At 58.9% G+C, this 19,858-nt stretch carries 21 protein-coding genes; 12 read left to right on the forward strand and 9 right to left on the reverse strand.

The genetic code is table 11. The annotated features are described in order from the left end of the window. Window positions 1–51 precede the first annotated feature (51 nt). Window positions 52–810, reverse strand: a complete 759-nt coding sequence (locus JNX03_RS20310; RefSeq protein ID WP_203240828.1) for a copper chaperone PCu(A)C — start codon at window positions 808–810, stop codon at window positions 52–54. A gap of 41 nt (window positions 811–851) precedes the next feature. Between JNX03_RS20310 and JNX03_RS20315 the strand changes: the two genes are divergently transcribed. From JNX03_RS20315 to JNX03_RS20340, 6 genes are all read left to right on the forward strand, one after another. After that, window positions 852–2,261, forward strand: coding sequence for a hypothetical protein (locus tag JNX03_RS20315; protein WP_203212485.1), 1,410 nt, complete (start codon window positions 852–854; stop codon window positions 2,259–2,261). 94 nt (window positions 2,262–2,355) lie between these two features. Beyond that, a complete protein-coding gene (locus tag JNX03_RS20320) occupies window positions 2,356–3,660 on the forward strand; it encodes an ABC transporter substrate-binding protein (RefSeq protein WP_203212486.1) in 1,305 nt (434 codons plus the stop codon). A 35-nt stretch (window positions 3,661–3,695) separates the two neighbouring features. Continuing rightward, the gene (locus tag JNX03_RS20325; protein ID WP_203212487.1) at window positions 3,696–4,622 is read left to right on the forward strand and encodes a branched-chain amino acid ABC transporter permease; all 927 of its coding nucleotides are present in this window, start codon (window positions 3,696–3,698) and stop codon (window positions 4,620–4,622) included. Further along, a complete protein-coding gene (locus JNX03_RS20330; protein ID WP_203212488.1) occupies window positions 4,619–5,563 on the forward strand; it encodes a branched-chain amino acid ABC transporter permease in 945 nt (314 codons plus the stop codon). The genes JNX03_RS20325 and JNX03_RS20330 overlap by 4 nt, the downstream gene beginning before the upstream one ends. Then, a complete protein-coding gene (locus JNX03_RS20335; RefSeq protein WP_203212489.1) occupies window positions 5,551–6,282 on the forward strand; it encodes an ABC transporter ATP-binding protein in 732 nt (243 codons plus the stop codon). Before JNX03_RS20330 ends, JNX03_RS20335 begins: the two co-directional genes overlap by 13 nt. Beyond that, window positions 6,275–6,970 carry an ABC transporter ATP-binding protein gene (locus JNX03_RS20340; protein ID WP_203212490.1) on the forward strand — a complete coding sequence of 232 codons (696 nt, stop codon included), beginning with the start codon at window positions 6,275–6,277 and terminating at the stop codon, window positions 6,968–6,970. Before JNX03_RS20335 ends, JNX03_RS20340 begins: the two co-directional genes overlap by 8 nt. A gap of 16 nt (window positions 6,971–6,986) precedes the next feature. Here the strand turns inward: JNX03_RS20340 and JNX03_RS20345 are convergent, their stop codons facing one another. The 3 genes from JNX03_RS20345 to JNX03_RS20355 form a co-directional block, all read right to left on the reverse strand. Then, window positions 6,987–8,021, reverse strand: a complete 1,035-nt coding sequence (locus tag JNX03_RS20345; RefSeq protein WP_203212491.1) for a GlxA family transcriptional regulator — start codon at window positions 8,019–8,021, stop codon at window positions 6,987–6,989. 70 nt (window positions 8,022–8,091) lie between these two features. Next, entirely contained in the window at window positions 8,092–9,375 is a 1,284-nt protein-coding gene (locus tag JNX03_RS20350; protein WP_203212492.1) for an MFS transporter, read from the reverse strand. Window positions 9,376–9,526: 151 nt separating this feature from the next. Then, window positions 9,527–10,441 carry a LysR family transcriptional regulator gene (locus JNX03_RS20355; protein ID WP_203240768.1) on the reverse strand — a complete coding sequence of 305 codons (915 nt, stop codon included), beginning with the start codon at window positions 10,439–10,441 and terminating at the stop codon, window positions 9,527–9,529. A gap of 106 nt (window positions 10,442–10,547) precedes the next feature. On the opposite strand from JNX03_RS20355, the gene JNX03_RS20360 reads away from it, so the two are divergent. From JNX03_RS20360 to JNX03_RS20385, 6 genes are all read left to right on the forward strand, one after another. Beyond that, the gene (locus tag JNX03_RS20360; protein ID WP_203212494.1) at window positions 10,548–11,570 is read left to right on the forward strand and encodes a D-cysteine desulfhydrase; all 1,023 of its coding nucleotides are present in this window, start codon (window positions 10,548–10,550) and stop codon (window positions 11,568–11,570) included. 1 nt (window position 11,571) lies between these two features. Then, complete coding sequence (locus tag JNX03_RS20365) at window positions 11,572–11,718, forward strand: hypothetical protein (RefSeq protein WP_203212495.1); 147 nt, start codon at window positions 11,572–11,574, stop codon at window positions 11,716–11,718. Next, window positions 11,715–12,443 (forward strand): aspartate/glutamate racemase family protein, encoded by a 729-nt coding sequence (locus JNX03_RS20370; protein ID WP_203212496.1) that lies wholly within the window; start codon window positions 11,715–11,717, stop codon window positions 12,441–12,443. The genes JNX03_RS20365 and JNX03_RS20370 overlap by 4 nt, the downstream gene beginning before the upstream one ends. A gap of 245 nt (window positions 12,444–12,688) precedes the next feature. Next, a complete protein-coding gene (locus tag JNX03_RS20375) occupies window positions 12,689–13,372 on the forward strand; it encodes a sigma-70 family RNA polymerase sigma factor (RefSeq protein WP_203212497.1) in 684 nt (227 codons plus the stop codon). A 1-nt stretch (window position 13,373) separates the two neighbouring features. After that, entirely contained in the window at window positions 13,374–15,587 is a 2,214-nt protein-coding gene (locus tag JNX03_RS20380; RefSeq protein WP_203212498.1) for a flagellar hook-length control protein FliK, read from the forward strand. A 13-nt stretch (window positions 15,588–15,600) separates the two neighbouring features. Beyond that, window positions 15,601–16,272, forward strand: a complete 672-nt coding sequence (locus JNX03_RS20385; RefSeq protein ID WP_203212499.1) for a flagellar hook assembly protein FlgD — start codon at window positions 15,601–15,603, stop codon at window positions 16,270–16,272. Between the two features lie 16 nt (window positions 16,273–16,288). On the opposite strand, the gene JNX03_RS20390 is transcribed toward JNX03_RS20385, so the two are convergent. The 5 genes from JNX03_RS20390 to JNX03_RS20410 are packed head-to-tail and all read right to left on the reverse strand — an operon-like array spanning window position 16,289 to window position 19,752. Then, window positions 16,289–16,753: a flagellar biosynthesis protein FlgH gene (locus JNX03_RS20390; protein WP_203212500.1), complete on the reverse strand. Its 465-nt coding sequence runs from the start codon at window positions 16,751–16,753 to the stop codon at window positions 16,289–16,291. Window positions 16,754–16,765: 12 nt separating this feature from the next. After that, complete coding sequence (locus JNX03_RS20395) at window positions 16,766–17,512, reverse strand: flagellar basal body L-ring protein FlgH (RefSeq protein ID WP_203212501.1); 747 nt, start codon at window positions 17,510–17,512, stop codon at window positions 16,766–16,768. Then, a complete protein-coding gene (flgA, locus tag JNX03_RS20400) occupies window positions 17,509–18,198 on the reverse strand; it encodes a flagellar basal body P-ring formation chaperone FlgA (protein WP_231024401.1) in 690 nt (229 codons plus the stop codon). The genes JNX03_RS20395 and flgA overlap by 4 nt, the downstream gene beginning before the upstream one ends. A gap of 13 nt (window positions 18,199–18,211) precedes the next feature. Further along, a complete protein-coding gene (gene flgG, locus JNX03_RS20405; RefSeq protein ID WP_203212502.1) occupies window positions 18,212–18,997 on the reverse strand; it encodes a flagellar basal-body rod protein FlgG in 786 nt (261 codons plus the stop codon). A gap of 20 nt (window positions 18,998–19,017) precedes the next feature. Then, on the reverse strand, window positions 19,018–19,752 hold the full coding sequence (locus tag JNX03_RS20410; protein ID WP_231024400.1) for a flagellar hook basal-body protein: 735 nt from the start codon (window positions 19,750–19,752) through the stop codon (window positions 19,018–19,020). Window positions 19,753–19,858 lie beyond the last annotated feature (106 nt).

Raw genomic sequence — 19,858 nt, forward strand, 5'->3', positions numbered from 1 at the left:
ATGATATGAAGGCGCCCCGGTTTTTGTCAACCGGATTCGGGGCGCTTTGGCTCAGGGAATGGTAAAGGCAAACTGCGCCGCGACGGGCACCCCATCCGCCAGATAGGGGCGGTGGTCATGGCTATTGAGCGCGACGCGCAGGTCGTAGCTGCCCGGGCTCAGTGCGCCGATGTCAAAGCGGGTGTCGTAAAGCCGTCCGAGTTTCAGACCGTTGAGATAGATATGCGCATGACCCTCGCCCGGCACATGGGGTGTGCCGTCCTCTACCCTCACAAAGGCAAAATTTTCGATGCTCAGGCGCATTTCAAACCCATCGGCATCGACCTGCGCCGGTGGAATCAGGGTCAGGGTCGGGGCAGGGGAGGTGCTGACGCCCGCTCCGCTGTGATCCATCGTGGTGCTGCCGGCGTGGATCACCCGTGTTGAGACCTGCTGCCCGTTTGCAAAGGACAGGGTGAGGGGGATAAAGCCGCCTTGGGCAAAGTCATCGCCGCCGCCGCGCAGCATCAGATGGGCGCCGTCCATGGCCAGCGATGCCTTGCCGCCGCCCGGCACGACCAGCGCCGCGCCATCATGGCCGGGGTTCATCACCATCAACATCTGTGCCTGAGGCGAGGAAGCGCCCAAAAATGTGCTGGCCGCACCGTCATTGACCATGTCGAGTGTGACCATGAACATGTCATTGCGCCCCTTAACCGGCACGGCTTTGGCGTTCTCGATCGTGATGGAAGGGCGGCTGGCGCTCATGCCCCAAAAAAGGGCAAGGGCACAGGCCCCGAGGATGACAATAGCGGCAATACGTCTGATCAAATCACTTGCTCCCTGACGGATAGTCGGTTGTATCTAAGCACATGAAACGCCGCCCGTTACCCCCCTTTTTTGCCGCCGCGCTGATCGCGCTTTGGCCCGCGCCGCTTTGGGCGCATGCGTCAGAGCAGGGGTTTGTGCTGTTGCTGCCGACCGGTGCCTATACCGTCGCAGGCACATTGGCGGTGGTGTTTTCGCTGGTTCTGGTGACGGTGCTGTCGCCCCAAGTGCTGGCGGTTTTGTTTCGGGCGCGGCGGCTCAGTTTTTCGCTGAATTGGCCTGCGGGGCAGATGGCAATCTCCATCCTTGGCACCGTGGTTTTTCTGGCTTTGGTCTACATCGGTCTACAAGGGCCGACCGATCCGCAGAACAATCTGCTGCCGCTGACACTTTGGACGGTGTGGTGGGTTGGCCTGTTTGTGGTGCAGGGTTTGGTGGCGGATGTCTGGCGCTGGATCAATCCGTGGACGGGGGTGCATCAACTGCTTGCCGGAGGCAGTGCGCCGCTGTTGCGCCTGCCGGAACGCTGGGGCGCTTGGCCGGCGGTTGCGGTGTTTTTGATGTTTCAGGGGTTTATCCTCGCCGATGTTGCACCGAACGATCCGGACCGTCTTGCGCTGTTTGCGCTGGGATATTGGGTGTTCACACTGGCGGGGATGATCCTCTGCGGGTCAGAGCGGTGGCTGGCACAGGTGGAATGTTTCACGGTGCTGTTTGCCCTGATTGGCCGGTTGCGTCCAGTTCAGGCAGGCGGGCAGGGGCGCTATGGTTTTGCCGGATGGCGCGCGGTGGCGGAGGCACCGCTGCATCCAAGCCATGCGGTGTTCTGTCTGGTCATCCTCGCCTCGGGCAGCTTTGACGGGCTGCATGAAACCTTTTGGTGGCTTGGCCAGATCGGGATCAACCCGTTGGCGTTTCCGGGGCGGTCTGCCGTGGTGATGCCGACGCTGGTCGGGCTTTATGCCGCCAACGCGGCGCTGATCGCGGTTTTTGCGCTGGCGGTCTGGGTCGGGCTTGTGGCGGTGCGCCGTTGGGGCGGGGGGCAAGCGCCCGGTTTTGGAGTGGCCTTCAACAGCTTTGCCATCGCGATCCTGCCGATCGCGCTTGGCTATCATTTCGCCCATTATTTCGTGACCTTTCTGGTGCAGATCCAATATGTCGCGGCCACCCTTGCGGACCCTTTGGCGCGGGGGTGGAATCTGTTTGGGCTGGGGGCGGTGCGGGTCACGACAGGGTTTCTCAACACGCAAGACACGGTGCGGGTAATCTGGATCACGCAGGCGGCAGCGGTGGTGGCCTCGCATATCCTGTCGGTGTTGTTGACTCATCATCTGGCTGCCGGATTTGTGCAGAAAAACAGGGATTTGATTGCGCTTCAGATCGGACTGAGCCTGCTGATGATTGCCTATACGATCTTTGGTCTGTGGTTGTTGGCCAGCCCCAGAGGCGTATAGTGATTTCAGAAAGTTCTAGACATTTCGTTTGTATACACACAAACTTCAACGATGAAGCACTGACAAAAGTGCCATCACAGCATGGGAGAATTTTATGTCGGACGGGAATTTCAAGTCTTCGAAGTTAAGCCGCAGGTCCACTTTGTTGGGCCTTGGTGCCAGCGCGGGCGCATTGGCCACGGCGGGCGCATTGCCGGGCACATTGGGGTTTGCCCAGGCGCAAAGTTCCGCGCCGATTAAAATTGGGTTTCAGAAACATGCCACGGGCATCGGCGCTGCCTATGGGCGTTGGTATGGCGCAACCACGGATGCGGCGGTCAAGCGGATCAACGACAATGGCGGCATCAATGGCCGTCCGGTAGAGATCGTGGTTGAGGATGATGGCACCGACCCCAAACGCGGCGCAGAGGTGCTTGAGAAATTTGCGACGCAGCATGAATGCGACATCGCCTTTGGCACGCTGTTCAGCCATGTGGTGATCGGATCGGCCCCGCGTGCGGGCGAGTTGAAGCTGCCCTATTTCGTGGTGTCCGAAGGCCATCACGTCGCCAGTGGTATGCTGAACCGCTATACTCTGCAGCCCGGCATCACCGATGTAAAAAGCCAGGTGCAGTCGATGGCACCTTTTGTGGCTGGCAACCTCGGCAAGAAGGTCACGATGATCTTCCCTGACTTTGCCTTTGGCCATGATCACCGCGATTTCTTTTCCGCCGCGATTGAGGCGCAGGGCGGTGAGGTGGTCGCCAAGATCGCGATCCCGCCGACCGAGACATCTTTTACCCGTTATTTCCCGTCGATCCCGCGTGAGACCGAGGTGATCTATCATGTGATGGTTGGCCCTGCGGTTCTGACCTTTGTGAAGGAACTGGGCGAATTTTTCGGCCCAAGCCGGCCCGAGATCTTTGGCTTTATCGACAGCCTTGAGGCGGTCAACATCAACAGCCCCGGATTAGAGTTTCTCGAAGGGACATACTTCTGGGAGGGGATGCCGCGCCACGCGCAGGCCGATCAGACCTCGCATGACAAGGCGTATCGCGCTGCGGTGGGTGTCGATGATCGGGGTGCGTCGCTTTCGGATGGCAAGGACGTGTCGACCTTTGCCCATATGTTCGGCTGTTGGGAAACGCTCAACATCATCAAGGCAGGCATGGAAGCGTCCGATTATCAGGGACCGGCGGACCGGGCCAAGCTGATCGAAGCGGTTGAGGCCATGACAGACATGCCGGAAAGTGATGACCATCCGCAGGGGCCGAAGCAGTTCAACGGCAAGACCCATCAGGTCTTTGGTCAGCAGTACATTTCCAAGGTCACAGATGGCAAACTCGTGCGGGCGCATACCGCGTCGATCGAGGATGGCATGTATGAAGATGAGGTCGATTACACCGCGCAGTCCTTCTAAGCGGTTCAACCCTTTTCAAAACAGGCAAGATACCTATGGAATTTGGTCCTCACCTGATGCTCGCCTCCCTAGAGGGGGCGGTCATCGCGGCGATCCTGTCATTGACGGCGATGGGGTTGAGCATCGTGTTCGGTGTGATGCGTGTGGTCAACGTGGCGCATGGCGAATTTTTCATGCTGGGCGCGGTCTTGGCGTGGTACGTGACATCGGCGCTTGGCGGTCATCCGGCGCTGGGGTTTGTTGCGGCGCTTTTGATTGTGCCGGTTCTTGTGGCAGCGATTGCAGCGACGGCGGACCGGTTAATCCTCAAGCGGATCGATTATGATGCGGACCGGACCATCGTCGGCACCATCGGTATCTTGTATATCATCCAGCAAACCACGCTGATGACATTTGGCCCGGACGCCCGCCCGGTGGAGGCGCCTTTCAACACGCGCCTGTCGCTGCCTTGGTTCGAATTTGGCGAGAATGGTTTTGCGATGTTCTGGCCCTGGGGGCTGAGCACCACCAGCTACAAGCTGTTTGTGATTGCGGCGGCGGTGGTGATCCTGCTGGGTCTGTGGATGGTGATCACCCGCACCAAGATTGGTCTGGTGATGCGCGCCACCCAGCAAGACAGCGAAATGGCGCAGGCCTTTGGCGTTCCGGTGGGCACGGTCTATTCGCTGGTGTTTGGTCTGGGCGCGGGGCTGGCCGCATTGGGCGCGGTTCTGGTCGTGCCGATCCAGCAGGCGCATTACCTGATGGGGCATGATCCGCTGCTTCTTTCGTTTATCGTGGTGATCATTGGCGGGCTAGGCAGCCTGCCGGGCACCATTGTTGCCGCGATCCTGATCGGGATGAGCGATGGCATCATCTCGGTGTTCTTTTCCCCGACCATTGCCAAGATCATTGCAACACTTCTGGTGGCGATGGTGCTGGTGTTCCGCCCGCAAGGCCTGCTGGGGAAGACCGCGCCATGACATCATCGCGTAAATCGACCTTGCTGCACCTTGGAGTGCTGGCCCTTCTGGTGGTGCTGTTCTTTGTCCTGCCGCCCTATCATGCGGGCAACCTGTCGCGGATCATGGTGCTGGCGATCTATGCGATGGGGTATAACCTTTTGTTCGGTTACACCGGTTTGCTGAGCCTTGGGCACGCGATGTTCTTTGCGGCGGGCATGTATGGCTTTGGTCTGACGCTGAACCTTGGCGGATGGCCGGTGCCGCTTGCCTTTGTGGCGGGGGTTATCTGCGCCGGGGCGCTGGCGCTGGTGATCGGGTTGCTGGCGCTGCGCACGGCGGGTGTGGCCTTTATGATTGTGACGCTGATGTTTGCGCAAACCGGTTATCTGGTTGTTCTTTATTTCGGCACCTATACGCGCGGCGACGAAGGTTTTGTGATCCAGCAGGCGCAGCGGATGTTGGGCGGGATCGACCTGACCAGCGAGACCGGGCGTTATGTGACCGCGCTGATCCTGTTTGCCATCTGTTTTCTGGGGCTGGCGCGGCTGGTGCAGACCCCCTTTGGCCGCACGTTGGTGGCGATCCGCGAGAACGAGGAACGCACCCGAATGCTGGGCTATGACGCGGGCAGTCACAAATTGCGGGCGCTGATCCTTTCGGGGGCGGTGTCCGGTGTGGCAGGGGCGGCCTATGCTTTGCTGTTCGGCTATGTCGGGGCGACCTTCGCCACCGTGCAATATTCGATCTTTCCGCTGCTTTGGGTCTTGCTGGGCGGGGCGGGCACAACAATCGGGCCGCTGATTGGGGTCTTTTTCATGTTCTATCTGATCGACACCTCCAGCACCTACACCAACGCCTATATGCTGATCGCGGGTGTGGTACTGGTGCTGCTGACGGTGTTCGCGCCGCAGGGTCTGGCGGGTGAATTGCGCAAGAGGGTTTTCAAATGGCTGCCGTGAGCATTCTGGAAACCCGCGGCCTGACCAAGGCCTATGGCGGGGTGCTGGCCAACTCAGATGTGAATTTCAAACTGGCCAAGGGCAAGGTGACCGCGTTGATCGGGCCCAATGGCGCGGGCAAATCCACCTTTGTCGGCATGGTCAGCGGCCGGACAGAGGCGACCAGCGGTCAGGTGTTTTTTGAAGGCCAGGACATCAGCCATCTGCCCGCGCACAAACGGATGCAGCTGGGGCTGGCCTATACATTCCAGATCACCTCGATCTTTCCGGGGCTGAGCGTGCATGAAAACGTGGCCTTGGCCGCGCGGCGCAAACTGGGCAAAGACCGCAAGGCGTTGGAGGCCAAGGTGCAGGCGGTGCTGACCCGCGTCGGCATTGCGGACCGGGCCGACCAGATCGCCGGTGATCTCAGCTATGGCCACCAGCGCATTCTTGAGATTGCCATGGGGCTGGCGCAAGACCCGCATGTGTTCATTCTGGACGAGCCGACACAGGGTCTGGCGGACACCGAGGTGGATGATTTTATCAAGCTGGTGCGCTCGCTGGCCGGAGAAACCACAATCCTGCTGATTGAGCACAACATGAAGGTGGTCATGGAAACCGCGGATTTCATCACCGTTCTGGATCAAGGCATGGTGCTGGCCGAAGGCACACCCGGAGAGATCCACGCCAATGCCGATGTGCAGGCCGCCTATCTGGGGAGCACGCCGCATGCTTGAGGTCAACAACATCCATGTGGCCTATGGGCAGGTCAAAACCCTTTACGGCGTGTCCCTGTCGGCGCAACCTTCGGAAATCCTGTGTCTGCTGGGGCGCAACGGGGCGGGCAAGACCACGATCATGAAATCCATCATGGGCCTGCTGCCCGTGTCCGAGGGCAGCGTGACGCTTGAGGGCGAAGACCTGACCAATATGCCCGCGCATCTGATCCCGCGCCGGGGCATCGGGTATATCCCGCAGGGCAGGCGGCTGTTCCCAGAATTGACAGTGGCGGAGAACATCGAGATCGGATTGATGACCCGCAAACAGGGGCCGGACACCCGCGATTGGGTTTTGGATCTGTTTCCGCGTCTGCGCGAACGGTTGGGGCAGGCGGCGGGCACGCTGTCGGGCGGAGAACAGCAAATGCTGGCGACTGCCCGTGCGCTATGCCTGCGGCCAAAGGTATTGCTGCTGGATGAGCCGACCGAGGGCTTGCAGCCCTCGATGATTGAACAGATCCGGCAGGTGATCGTGCGGATGAAGGCCGAAGGCTTTGCCATCGTTCTGGTGGAACAGAGGGTCGATGCGGTGCTGTCGATTGCGGACAAGGTGGCCTTTATCGAGAATGGCCGCGATGTGGAAACCACCAGTGCCGCCGATCTGGAGCAGAACCCGGAAAAGCTGACCCGGTATCTGGGGGTCTGAGCTTGGGGGTCAGCCCTTAATCAGCGCGTTTCTTGCGGCGGGTGCCATAGGGTGTTTCGCCGAACCGCGCCCGGAAATGCCGCGAGAACACTGCGTCGGAGTTGAACCCGCTGGCCATCGCCACTTGCATCACGCTCAGATCCGTTTCCATCAGCAAGGCCCGCGCCCGGTCCAGCCGGATATTGCGGTAGGTCGCGGCGGGGGATTCCCCCAGCAGGGTCTTGAACTGCCGTTCGATTTGCCGGCGCGAGACATGGGCACGCTCGGCCAGTTCCTCAAGCGAAAGGGGATGTTCGATGTTCTGGTACATCGACCGCATCACCTCCAGCACTTTGGGATTGCGCGACGAGATCGCCTTGGCAATCGACGATCGCTGTTCACGGGCAGGGGCCAGATCGGCGGTGTTGAGGCACATGTCAGAGACAGCAATGGCAAAGTCCTCGCCATAATCCTGAGCAATCAGCGAGATCATCATTTCGGTCGAAGCCGCGCCGCCGCCGCAGGTCAGCACCCCGCCATCGGTTTCAAAGCGGCGCAGGGTTGGTGTCAGATCTGGAAAGGCTTCGGCAAATCCGGGCTGGTTTTCCCAATGCAGGGTGAATTGCCGGTCCTTCAGCAATCCGGCCCGCGCGAGGGTTGCGGCGCCCGTGCAAATGCCGCCCACCGCACCGCCAAACCGCGCATGACGGCGCAGGGCAGACAGAACCGCATCACTGGCGACCTCTGGCCCGCGATTGCCGGAACAGACAAACAGGTGCAGATCCTCATCAAGATCGGGCAGTGGCGCATGCACGCCCACATCCACGCCGGAGGACGACACAACAGGCTGGCCATCTTCGGACATAACCACCCAGCCATAGAGCGGCTTTTGCGACAGTTGATTGGCAATGCGCAGCGGATCAAGCGCGGCGCTAAAGGCCAGCAGGGTAAATTCGGGCAACAGCAGAAAGCCGAACCAGCGGGTCGGCTGCACATGCCGCACCGGATAGGTGAACGCACCAGCGGGCACCAGATCACGCCGATGCTGGCGCAGAGGGGCGGAAGCGGCCATCACATGCTCTCCTAGATGTCTCGACGTCAGCTACCGCAGATCATCCCAAACGCAAACAATTTTTGCGCCGCTATTCCAAACCCGATGCGCCTTCCTTGCTCTGATCGCGGTCTGCCTGAAGCTCTGCCGCATCTGCGGCAAAGGCGGCGGTTTCAGGAGTGGAGACCCGCGCCAGAGGTGACGCCTGAAACACGCCTTTGTCCTTGTGCGCCACAGCGGCCCGTGTCCGCAAACGCAGCAGGGCAAAAAGGATCAAACAGATATGCGCAGTGGCCGTCACCGCAAACAGGCTGGACGCGCCAAAGCTGGTCATCGCCAGACCCGCCAGCGTTGGCCCCGCAATGGACCCGATGCCATAGACCAACAGCAAGCCGCCACTGACCTGAATAAACGTGCCGGGGGCGGCATGGTCATTGGCGTGGGCCACGATGATCGGATACATCGCATAGACCGTGGCGCCAAACAGCGCGGCAAGCACCCGCACGCTGGCCGGATCGGTAAAACCGCCAAACATGAACAGCAGATCCGCCAGCAGGGCCAGGGCCGCAATCACCACAAGGATGATGCGCCGGTCAAAGCGGTCCGAGGCGAACCCGACAGGGATTTGCGCCGCCGCGCCCGCAAGGATCGGCACAGAGGCAAAAAGCGCAACATCACTCAGGGTCAGGCCAATCCGTGCGGCATAGACGGCTGCCAGCGTGCCAAAGGAGGCATTGGATATGCCCACCATCAGAACCGCAAAAAAGGCGATGGGCGAATTGTGCCAGAGCCCGCGCAGGTTCAACGACACGCTGGTCAATGGTTTGGGGGTCGATGTCGCAAAGATCGCGGTGGGCAAAAGCGCCAGGCAATAGACCATCGCAGCAACCACAAAGAACAGATAACCGCGGGCATCCCCAAGGGTCAGCACCATCTGGCCCGCGGTTGTCGCGGCCAGGTTTACCATGGTGTAGATGCCGAACACCCGCCCGCGCGAGGCCGCATCGGCCCGCTCATTCAGCCAGCTTTCGACGATCATCGCGGCCCCGGCAAAGCAAAAGCCAGAGAGCGCCCGCACCGGTATCCAGACCATCGGCGAGATCAAAATCAAAGACAGCAGGACAGCTATCGCGGCCAGCGCACACATCGCGCCAAAGGCCCGAATGTGCCCAACCCGCGCCACCAGCGCCGGTGTGCGCAAACAGCCCGCCACATATCCAATGGCCCAACCGGTGCCGAGCAAGCCCAGCGAAGCAGCGGAGAAACCTTCCGCCTCTCCGCGGATCGGCAAGATGAGACCGTTCAACCCGCCTGCGAACAGCAGAAAAGCGGATCCCAGCAAAAGCGCCGACAGTGGCAGTAGGCTTCTTACCATGTGGGAATCCACCGGAGGGCTTTTGGAACATATTGCTCGGGCATCAATGCTGGGCCTTTTCTGGCTTTGTCTCTTTTAACATAATCATACTTATCAGGAGTGATGTCCAATGGGGGCGGATTCACAAACGAAGTGCAAATCCTCAAACCCGTCAATTGGCCATATCCGCGATTTCAGGGCCATCCCGGACCATAGACCAAAGCGCCTCTGCGTGTTTGGGTTGGGTGCCGGTGAGCCGTGTCAGCGTAATGTCGAGGGTGAAGCCCGGCAAGGTGTCTGTGAGAAGGGTCAGTTCACCCGCCGCCAGTTCATCACCGATCAACGATTGGGGCACCCAGCCAATCCCGAGACCCCGTTTAACAAATTCAACAACCGCAAGGCCAAGGCCGGTCTCTGCAATGCTCACAAATGCAAACTCCGGGTCGGCCTGAAACTGGATCATCTTGCGCTGGACCTCGCCAAGAAAGACGCTGGTTGGATAGCTGATGATCGGCACGCGTCTGGCCGCAAGGTCATCAACAAGTTCCGGATTTTGCACCAGATTGGCCACGGGCACAAACATCTCTTGCCCGAGCAAGATACGATCGCTGAATTCCGGGTCAAATCCCGACACCTCATCCTTGGCCTCGTAGGTCAGGGCAAACTGTGCTTCCCGTTTGACCAAACTCAGCAGGCAATCGCTTTTGGTGCCGGATTTGACCCGCACGTTCACGGCCTGATCACGGGACACAAAGGCCACAAGTGTTGGTGCCCAGGACGCAGTTAACGTGTGCTGACAAACCAAGGTGATACGGTGATGCAGGGCATCCTGTGGGTCAGATAGTCTGCGGCTGACAGTTTTGAGGGCTGCCACCGCGTCGCGCATTTCCGGCACGCAGTCCAAGGCATGCGGGTGCAGGACAATGGGTTTTCGGCTCCGGTCAAACAGCTCGCACCCCAGCGCTGTTTCGATTGACCTGATGCGCCGGGTGAATGCGGACGGCGTCAAGAACCGGGTTTCAGCGGCGGCGTTAAACGATCCGCTGTCCAGGACGGACAGGATATCTTCAAGCCATTCAAGCCGCATGGACACCTCGGTAAGTTGCACATCTTGCAAGTTAATACGGATATTTCGAACTTGAGGTCAAGGTCGCTGGGCGTAGACATGACAATAACGCAATTAGGAGTTTCCCATGCATCTCGCCCGTTATCCACGCCGGTTCATCGCACATTTGCCCACCCCTCTGGAAAAACTGGATCGGCTTTCGGCCGAATTGGGCGGGCCTGAGATCTGGATCAAACGGGACGATTGCACGGGGTTGTCCACAGGCGGCAACAAAACCCGCAAGTTGGAGTTCCTGATGGCCGAGGCCGAGTTGGCAGGCGCGGATGTGGTGATGACCCAAGGCGCGACCCAGTCAAACCACGCCCGTCAAACCGCAGCATTTGCCGCCAAGCTGGGTATGGCCTGTCATATCCTGCTCGAAGACCGGACCGGTTCCAATGATGCCAACTACAACCACAACGGCAACGTCCTGCTGGACCATCTGCATGGGGCGACCACGCAGAAATTTACCGGCGGTCTGGACATGAATGCAGAGATGGAAAAGGTCGCGGACCAGATGCGTGCGGATGGCCGCAAGGTCTATACCATTCCCGGCGGCGGTTCGAATCCGACCGGGGCGCTTGGCTATGTCAATTGCGCGTTCGAGATGCTGAACCAGTTTAACGAGCGCGGTCTCAAGGTCGATCACATCGTCCATGCCACCGGCAGCGCCGGCACGCAGGCGGGTTTGATCACCGGTCTGAAAGCGATGAATGCGCAGATCCCACTGCTCGGTATCGGTGTGCGCGCACCCAAGGCCAAACAGGAAGAGAACGTCTATAATCTGGCCTGCGCCACAGCCGACAAACTGGGTTGTTCCGGCGTGGTTGCCCGTGAGGATGTTGTGGCGAACACCGATTATGTCGGCGCGGGCTATGGCATTCCGACGGAATCGGGGATGGAGGCCATTCGCATGTTTGCCGAACTGGAATCCATCCTGCTTGATCCGGTCTATTCGGCCAAGGGCGCGGCGGGTTTTGTGGATCTGATCCGCAAGGGCCACTTCAAAAAGGGCGAACGGGTGGTCTTCCTCCACACAGGCGGATCTGTGGCCTTGTTTGGCTATGATGCGGCGTTCGACTTTCAGAACCGCTGGACCTCGGCGGCCTGAGATGCCGCGACTGGTCTGCGGATCGTCCACACAGCAAGACGCCCATCCGGCAAAGTCGGATGGGGCTGCGGTTGCCGTGTTTGCTCTGAACGCATCGGGTGTTGCGCGCCTGCCTTTTGATGTCTTCTACGCGGAGCCATCCAAATGACACTGCCGACGATTGGCATATTGGGTGGTATGGGGCCGGAGGCGACGATCCTGCTCCAGCAACGTTTGATCGCGGCCGTTGCGGCGCAGGATGATGCGGATCACATCCCATTGCTTGTGGACATGAACCCACAAGTGCCGTCCCGCCTAGCGTGGTTGCTTGATCATACCGGAACGGACCCCGGCCCTGTCCTCGCGGGGATGGCGCGGCGATTGCAACGGGCGGGTGCGGCGGCGCTGGCGATGCCTTGCAACACCGCGCATTATTTTGCCCCGCAGATTGCCGCCGCGGTCGATATACCTCTGATGCATATGCCGCAACTGGCCGCCAAGCAGATCGCAGGGCAGCATGGCAGCGGCACGAAGGTCGGTATTCTGGCCTCCCCGGCGACGCAGAAAATCAACCTCTTTCATGACGCATTGCACAGCCGAAACTGCGACGCGGTTTATCCCGCAGATCAATCCGGGCTGCTGGAGGCGATCCGCAGGATCAAGGCACAAGGCCCCTGCCCCATGAGCGCCGCCGCCCTGCAAGACGGCGCCGAGGCGCTGGTGGATGATGGATGTGAATGCCTGATTATTGGTTGCTCCGAATTCTCGATCATCGCTGATAGGCTGCGAGCGCCGGTGCCGGCAATCGACACGCTGGATGTGCTTGTGGATCACATCGTGGCTTTTGCGGGGGCAACAAGACGGATGGACCAGCCGCAACTTGCCGAAGAATAGTTTATCCTTTGAAAAACGATCCGCGTGGCCAATATGGGGCGCATCACAAGGACAAACCACACACTTTCTGATCTGGCTGCCGTTCGGATGTAACCAGTACAGATTTGCCAATAATTGCCAAAAACTAACACTGTTCGGAGGCAACAATCCTTTTCTTTAACCAAGTGTTAATCAGAATATTCTTTGCATGATCAAGGATCTGTGGGATTGTTTCCAAAAATAAGAAAATCTTATTGGGCAGTGACATGGCAATTTCTTACGCAGCGGCGCGCAATGCGCCTCTGTTGGAGTTCGAAGACGAAAGACTGTTGATCCGTGATTGGCAGCAGGCAAAGGACCGTTGCGCTCTTGAGGCGTTGATGTTGTCCCATGCCCGTATCGTGTTTTTCTGGGCTCGCAAACTTAGCCCCGACAAGACCGAGCAAGAAGAGTTGGTGTCCGAAGGATTGTTAGGTTTGATCCGTGCGGCTGACATGTTTGACCTGGCGCGGGAGGTGCGCTTTTCCACCTATGCGCGTTGGTGGGTCAAAAACTCTGTGCTGACCGCGCTCGCCCGTTTGCGGTCGGTCGTCGAAACCCCGGTCAGCGCAAAGGGCGATACCCCGCCGATCGCAAAACAATCATTGGATGACGACACCGTTTACAATTTTCTTGTGTGTGATGAGCCAACACCAGAAGAAATGGTCATCCGCAACTCCTCGCTTGATCTGATGCGGCAAAGGATCAGCGAAGCGATGAGTGGCCTTGATGAGATTGACCGCGAGGTCGTGGTGTCGCGATCCCTCAAACAGCCGCCAGACAGCATCGGCGATCTGGCAGACCGGTTAAGCATGAGCACCAGCAAGCTGCGCCAATTGGAGCGGCGGGCCATGTCGCGCCTGAAGAATGAACTGATGTCGCGCGGCGTCCTGACAAGCAGGGCGCAATGAGATGTTGAATCTGGTTTTCCCAAACACTTCGACGACCAAAGGCACAGGATCTCCTTTGGCCAACGCCGGGGCGACAACCCTGCCAGCAGGATTTGGCGTGATGGTCAAAACGGCGACGGGCACCGCAACTGTTGATGCTGCTTCCTTGGTCACCGGTGCAATTGCGGCGCCCTCCCAGACAGGGCAGGCGGTTGCGTCTCTGTCCATGCCTTTTCTTGGTGCGGCGGTGCAAAACGCAGAAACATTGATCCCCGAAGGCGCCCTTGTACCAGATCCACAAGCGCCTGAGACAGGTGTTGCCGTACCTGCCCCGGTGGTGGCTGGGATCGCTCCACAGCAGGTTTTGCCGGACCTTGGAACCGAAGCAGGCCAAGTTTCGGCGCAGATCATGCCGGGTGCCGCGCACAACATTGAGACTGGAGAAACCACTAAAGCGGCTGTTCAGCCAATTGTTCTTGCGTCGGTGCCGCCAGCCGTTGCGGGTGAGATGCAGACCCAAACAACGATTGATACGGTTGTGCCGCCAAGCGCAAAGATCACTCCGCCTGCAGGCGCTGTTCCGGTTCTGACACAAAGTCCGGTTGGGCCATCACCCCTGCCGACCACCGGCAAGGCTGAAACCGCTGCTGCAACCGCGATCCAGCACGTGCCAACCGCTCCGGGCCCTGCGCAACCTTCGGTGCAGGTGACAGCAACGGTCGAAAATGCGCCGCAGTCAAGCGCCAACCTGAATTTGGCCACCACCACCACGGCGCCTGACGTTTCTGTGACGGCGGAACCGGCGGCCCCAAAAGGTGAGACCCCCAAAATCGCGGTGCCCCCGCAAGCCGCTGTTCCGATGAAACAAGCGGTGAGCCAGGGTCAACCGGTTGTAAATGTAACCGATGACACAGCCAGCGAAACGCAGTTGGGGCAAGCTCGGCAAATCGCTACGCAAGCCGTTGTCTCTACGGCGTCCGAGAAAACTAATTTTTCTGTTGAAAAACAGCCTACTACGGCGACGGCACAACTGCAGATCAAACCAGTTGGGGCATCTGTTCCAACCCAGATAACTCCGTTGGAGAATGCATCCAAACAGGTGCCGACAACGGTGCCTCTGCCGGTGCAGGCCACGGGCGTAGCCAAGGCTGCGCAAGTGGTGAAAGCCGCATCTGCAGCGCCGGCGAATTCTGCGGCTAATGCGCCGGTTGTCTCCAATACCGTGCAACCAAACGCGCCCGCCGCTGGCAATCCGGTCCTGTCCGAACAAGGGCCATCGGTTGAAACCGAGGCCAAACAGCCTGCGCCGGTAAACGCGCCTGCGATCGCCGCAAAACCTGAAGGGTTGGGCGTACCAGCCACCCCCGCGCCGAAATCGGTTGCGGTTGCAGTCCCTGCCGGCGTCGTCGCGCCAACCACCAATGAGCAAGCCCAATCCGTGACGCCAACCGCAGTGGCGGAGAAAGCGATCGGCACGCCAACTGCGCCTGCCCAAATCTCTACGATCCAAGCGGTCACGGCACAGCGAAACTTGGTCAGGCCAGCCCAGGCAACGAACCAGACCAGCAAACCCGCGGTAGCGAAGCCGGAAACCGTTCAGCCGCAGGCACCGACCCGCGCGGAAACCCAGCAATCCGTTTTTGAAGCGCCGACAGGGCAGCAACCTGTGGTGCAGGCAAAAACCGAAACCGCCCTAACCCCGGTCGCGGGGCCAATTGGCGCGGTGTTTGAACCCATCGATCCGACCCTCGCGCCGCGCTCCGATGGCGCGCCTGTGCAAGGATTTGATCCTGCAAGCGCGGCCAAAATTGCAGCCCCGCAGGAGGCTGCGCCAAAGGCGCCACCAAAACCGTTTGCAGAGGCGCTGATCTCGCAGGTGAAATCCGTGGAGGTCAGTGAAGGGCGCACTTCGGTCAGCCTGCACCCGCGCGGGCTTGGCAATATCGAGATCGAGGTTGTGACGGAGAAAGATGCCGCATCCAAAGTTGTGGTGCGCGTTGAAAACCCCGCAGTGTTGCAAAGCCTGAGAGATGAACGCGATCTGTTGGCGCAAGCCATCGGGCTGTCTGATGGCAGCGTTCTGGAATTCCACGACCACCAGCCCAATGATCCATCGGGGGGGCAAGGTGGCCACTCCCGGTCTTCGGGTCAATCAGGCGAGACCAGTTTGACGGCTGACACCGCGCCCCAGCACACCGATGTGGTGGGCGACGGGCAGCTGGATATTTTGACATGAAAAGGAACGTAACATGCTGACCAGCCCGGACCTTTTGACCAGTCTTGCGAATGGCAATCAAACCGACAGCGCAAATTCCCTGTCGCAGCTCGGCGATGATTACACTCAGTTTCTTTCGCTTTTGACAGCGCAGGTCCAGTTTCAGGATCCGCTTGAACCGGTGGACAGCACGCAGTTTATCGCCCAACTGGCCCAGCTCAGTCAGGTTGAACAGGCGGTGCAGCAAAACTCCCAATTGGAAACGCTGACCAACCAGATCTCTGGCTTGCTCAATCTTGGTGGTACGGATCTGCTTGGCCGGTCGGTGACTGTACAGTCCAATCTGGCGATTTTGGAGAACGGCACGACCGACACTTCCTTTGAATTGGGCGTCGGGGCAACCGATATCACCGCCCGGATCATTGATCCGCAGGGGCGTTTGGTCCGCACCTTGTCTGGTTATTCTGGTCAGTCGGGCGTTGAAATTCCTTTGGGCTGGGACGGCAAAGATGATCAAGGGGAGCCAATGCTTTCCGGACGCTATGTTGTTCAGATCACAGCCAAGGATGCCAACGGCGCCGATGTTGCAGTTGAACTCACCCGCGATGCCGTGGTCGAAGAAGTGCGCTTTCACGAGGGCGAGATTATCTTTGGTTTGGACGGCGGTGAGGAAGCCTCGTCCGTGACAGTCAAATCCGCCAGCTAGGATCTTGACCCTATGGTCACTCGCGGGCGGTCGTATTGGCGACAAAACTGTTGATCCGCGCCGTACGGATCACCGGGAAATCCACATATAATTTTCGGACAATCTGGCCGGCCAGGGCGGTTCGGCCCTCTTCGTTCATTGCCGTTTCGGCCAGCGACAGTTCTGTTTCGGCAAGTTCAGCTATTGCCGTCACCGTGGCATCGCGCAATCGTGCCTGCCCCACAGCGCCATTGATCTTCTGAAACTCGGCAGATCCAAGGATAAACACGTCCACATCAAAGAGTAGATGCAAGATTTGATTGTCGCGAATGATCTGCATCGTGAATTTGCCCAAGGGCAGTTCAAACAACAACTCCGGCTTTTTCGCCAATGCGGCATGTTCCCCCTCGGGCGCGGCGGTGGGGCGGAAGAACTGTTCGCCAAAATATCCCGCAACCCCGGCCCCTGCTACAGCAACGCCCAAGATCAGAAACTTGATCATGAGACCCTCCGATCAATAGGGAAGGATAACTTCTAGAACATCGTGGCCATAACGGGCGTTTTGTACCGCCGAGATCTGTCCGCGACCTCCATATGAAATGCGTGCCTCGGCAATCTTGTCATAGTCGATCGTGTTGCTCACGTTGATATCGGCCTGCCGGATGATGCCAGCAATGCGCAGTTCGCGCAGTTCGGAGTTGACCTTGACCTCTTGCCGTCCTGCGATCACGAAATTCCCGTTTGGCAGGATTTGAATAATCAACGCGGCGACCCGCAGCCGAATGTTTTCATTCCGGCGGATGGACCCCTGCCCGCTTGATTCCGAGCTGCTTTCCAACTCGACAACCTTGCCGCTTTGGGTTGCGGTATCAAAATCAAGGATATCCGGATCAAGTTTTTCTTGCTTGGCTTCGCGGCTGCGACCCGTTGCGTTTTGCAGCTGGGCGCGATCATTGATGTCGATCAGCACCGTGACCAGATCGCCCACTTCCTTGGCGCGGCGGTCGCGGAAAAAGCTGGTGGAATCGCTGGCCCAAAGGCTGGTCGCCTCGGCACGTTGTGGCGCTGGCCGTGGCGTTAAGGGCGGCATTGGCACGCTGATCCGGTTGACCTCGGCCATGTTGTCGGGATCAAGCACCAGATTTCCGACCGTCGGATCACGGTTCTCGGAAATTTCCGAACAGGCCACCAGCGCCGCAGCAGCAAGGCCAATCACCAGTACGTTGCGCAGGCGGGTCAGTGGAGAGTAAGTGATATTCATTTTTCGACCTTTACGATCCCGTCGCCCGCCGCGATGGCGGAAATGGCTTTGTTGCTGGAAAGATTGACGACCCGCAGCTCTTGCCCGGCATGGGCATCAGACATGGCCCGCCCCCGTGCGGACAATTGCAAACCGCCGTAGTTGAGCAGGATTTTCACCTTTTCACCGCGGGTGATGATGATCGGCGGAATGACCGATTGGCGCGGCACGGGACGCCCTGCCACCAGCATCCGGCGCACCTGTTTGCCGACCAGATCGTCAGCGTCAAACAGGGCAAAGCTGCCCAACCGTTGCAACGGCAGTTCGATGTAGGTCAGGTCTTCTGGCCCGACAATTTCATCTGGCATGATCCGCCGGGATGGCACAGGCACTTCGACGGTCATGACCGCAACGCCCCAAACCCGCTGTGTCTCGCCATGTTCGGTGACAACATTTGCAATGAATTGGCCGGTTTGCTGATCCATCCAGAATTCCTGAATGAATTCGCCTTCGAGGATCGCACCCTTGGCCAGTCGCACATCAATGCGCCCATTGGCCGGAATAGCGCGGCCCATTTCGGCGGCGGCGCGTTCCTCGACCAGGGCTGTCACGGGAAGAGTCAATGCCTGAACCTGCGCCGTCCACAACAAGGTACAGACCAAGAAGACCTGTATCGTCAGTGATTTCAACATGGAAAGGCGGGGCATCTATCTGGTCCTGTTATTTGATCTGGTTGGTGGTCTGCATGATCTGATCGGCGGTTTCGATGGCTTTGGAGTTCATCTCATAGGCCCGCTGGGCCGAGATCAGATCGGTGATCTGCTGCACGATGTTGACGTTGGAGTTTTCCAGATAGCCCTGCCGGGTGATGCCGATACCGGGCGATCCGGGGGTGGCCTCAACGGCCTCTCCCGATGCCGTTGTCGCCTCAAGAAGGTTGTCGCCGACCGGCTTGAGACCTGCGTCGTTGAGGAAAGTGGAGAATGTGATCTGGCCCAGTTCGACGGGCACCGGATCATTCTCGACAAAGGCCATTACGACCCCCTCCTGATTGATCTCGATGCTTTTGGTGAGTTCCGGCACGACGATGGCAGGCTCGATCTCATAGCCGTTCAATGTCACCAATTGACCCTCGGCGCTTAACTGGAAATTCCCGTCCCGTGTGTAGGCCAGCGTTCCGTCCGGGCGGTTCACCACAAAATATCCGCGCCCTTCGATGGCGATATCAAGCTGGTTCTCGGTCTGGATCAAGCCCCCTTGGGTGTTGTGGCGGATCACGCCTGCGGCCTGCACACCAAGGCCCACATCCGTACCGACAGGCCGGGCGGTGCCTTCTTCGGAGGTCAGCGCGCCGGCGTTGTGCATGGATTGATAGATCAGATCCTGAAAGGCCGCCCGCCCGCTTTTGAAACCGGTGGTGTTGGCGTTGGCGATGTTGTTCGCAATCACGTCCACGTTGGTCTGCTGGGCCAACATGCCGGTTGCGGCGATGCCAAGTGCTTTCATTGTCTGCTCCTTTGCGCCGGTTAACCCGTGCGTCCTAATCTCTGAATGGAGGTCTTGGTCAGATTGTCGTCTTCGTTCATCAATTTGACCGAGTTCTCATAGGCCCGTTGAATGTCGATCAGCCGGGTCATTTCCAGAACCGCCTCGACATTGCTGCCTTCGACAAATCCCTGTTTGATCTGCGGATTTGTAGCTTGTTGTGGGGCGGCGGCATTCTCAGGGAGTTGATACATGCCTCCGCCCAAGGGCAACATACGTGCGCCCTGCTCGATTGTAAGAACACCGATTGTTCCGAGGATTGCGCCCTCGGGATCGGTGATGGTGCCGCCGTTTGTGATGGTGACGTTTTGCCCGACGTCATCGGGCAGGACCACGGGACCACCACCCGCATCCAAAAGCGGCCTGCCGGAAGATGTCTTGAGCTGCCCGTCCACATCCACGACCAGCCGGCCATGGCGGCTGTATCCGGTTTCGCCATTCTCCATCTGGAACGAAAGCCAACCTTCGCCAGACAATGCGATATCCAGAGGGTTGCCTGTCGGGACCAGTGATCCGTCTTTCAGGTCCAGATAGGTGCCCCGATCCAGGACAAAGCTGACCTCTTCGCCGCTGACCTCATGCCCGACGGATTCATACAGCGGCACAATGGTTTTGTATCCGGCTGTGTTTGCGTTGGCGAGATTGTGGGCGGTGACGTTCAAGCTTCGCTCTAGCGCAGTGGCCTGCGACAGCGAAACGTTGCTGATGTTACTCATTTGGGCCTCCTACGGCGGAGCGAACGCCGAGGTTATCATTGGCATGGCAGTCTGTTGCAAAAACAAAATTTCACATCTACAAGAATAAGACAAGTTCTATTCTTTA

The sequence above is a fragment of the Sulfitobacter mediterraneus genome, from assembly GCF_016801775.1.
Classification (GTDB): domain Bacteria; phylum Pseudomonadota; class Alphaproteobacteria; order Rhodobacterales; family Rhodobacteraceae; genus Sulfitobacter; species Sulfitobacter mediterraneus_A.

Bases quoted from the DNA above. Each gene is read 5' to 3' on its own strand.
- JNX03_RS20315 (WP_203212485.1), top strand. From the start codon at position 852: ATGAAACGCCGCCCGTTACCCCCCTTTTTTGCCGCCGCGCTGATCGCG.
- JNX03_RS20320 (WP_203212486.1), top strand. From the start codon at position 2,356: ATGTCGGACGGGAATTTCAAGTCTTCGAAGTTAAGCCGCAGGTCCACT.
- JNX03_RS20325 (WP_203212487.1), top strand. From the start codon at position 3,696: ATGGAATTTGGTCCTCACCTGATGCTCGCCTCCCTAGAGGGGGCGGTC.
- JNX03_RS20330 (WP_203212488.1), top strand. From the start codon at position 4,619: ATGACATCATCGCGTAAATCGACCTTGCTGCACCTTGGAGTGCTGGCC.
- JNX03_RS20335 (WP_203212489.1), top strand. From the start codon at position 5,551: ATGGCTGCCGTGAGCATTCTGGAAACCCGCGGCCTGACCAAGGCCTAT.
- JNX03_RS20340 (WP_203212490.1), top strand. From the start codon at position 6,275: ATGCTTGAGGTCAACAACATCCATGTGGCCTATGGGCAGGTCAAAACC.
- JNX03_RS20345 (WP_203212491.1), bottom strand. From the start codon at position 8,021: ATGGCCGCTTCCGCCCCTCTGCGCCAGCATCGGCGTGATCTGGTGCCC.
- JNX03_RS20350 (WP_203212492.1), bottom strand. From the start codon at position 9,375: ATGGTAAGAAGCCTACTGCCACTGTCGGCGCTTTTGCTGGGATCCGCT.
- JNX03_RS20355 (WP_203240768.1), bottom strand. From the start codon at position 10,441: ATGCGGCTTGAATGGCTTGAAGATATCCTGTCCGTCCTGGACAGCGGA.
- JNX03_RS20360 (WP_203212494.1), top strand. From the start codon at position 10,548: ATGCATCTCGCCCGTTATCCACGCCGGTTCATCGCACATTTGCCCACC.
- JNX03_RS20365 (WP_203212495.1), top strand. From the start codon at position 11,572: ATGCCGCGACTGGTCTGCGGATCGTCCACACAGCAAGACGCCCATCCG.
- JNX03_RS20370 (WP_203212496.1), top strand. From the start codon at position 11,715: ATGACACTGCCGACGATTGGCATATTGGGTGGTATGGGGCCGGAGGCG.
- JNX03_RS20375 (WP_203212497.1), top strand. From the start codon at position 12,689: ATGGCAATTTCTTACGCAGCGGCGCGCAATGCGCCTCTGTTGGAGTTC.
- JNX03_RS20380 (WP_203212498.1), top strand. From the start codon at position 13,374: ATGTTGAATCTGGTTTTCCCAAACACTTCGACGACCAAAGGCACAGGA.
- JNX03_RS20385 (WP_203212499.1), top strand. From the start codon at position 15,601: ATGCTGACCAGCCCGGACCTTTTGACCAGTCTTGCGAATGGCAATCAA.
- JNX03_RS20390 (WP_203212500.1), bottom strand. From the start codon at position 16,753: ATGATCAAGTTTCTGATCTTGGGCGTTGCTGTAGCAGGGGCCGGGGTT.
- JNX03_RS20395 (WP_203212501.1), bottom strand. From the start codon at position 17,512: ATGAATATCACTTACTCTCCACTGACCCGCCTGCGCAACGTACTGGTG.
- flgA (WP_231024401.1), bottom strand. From the start codon at position 18,198: ATGCCCCGCCTTTCCATGTTGAAATCACTGACGATACAGGTCTTCTTG.
- flgG (WP_203212502.1), bottom strand. From the start codon at position 18,997: ATGAAAGCACTTGGCATCGCCGCAACCGGCATGTTGGCCCAGCAGACC.
- JNX03_RS20410 (WP_231024400.1), bottom strand. From the start codon at position 19,752: ATGAGTAACATCAGCAACGTTTCGCTGTCGCAGGCCACTGCGCTAGAG.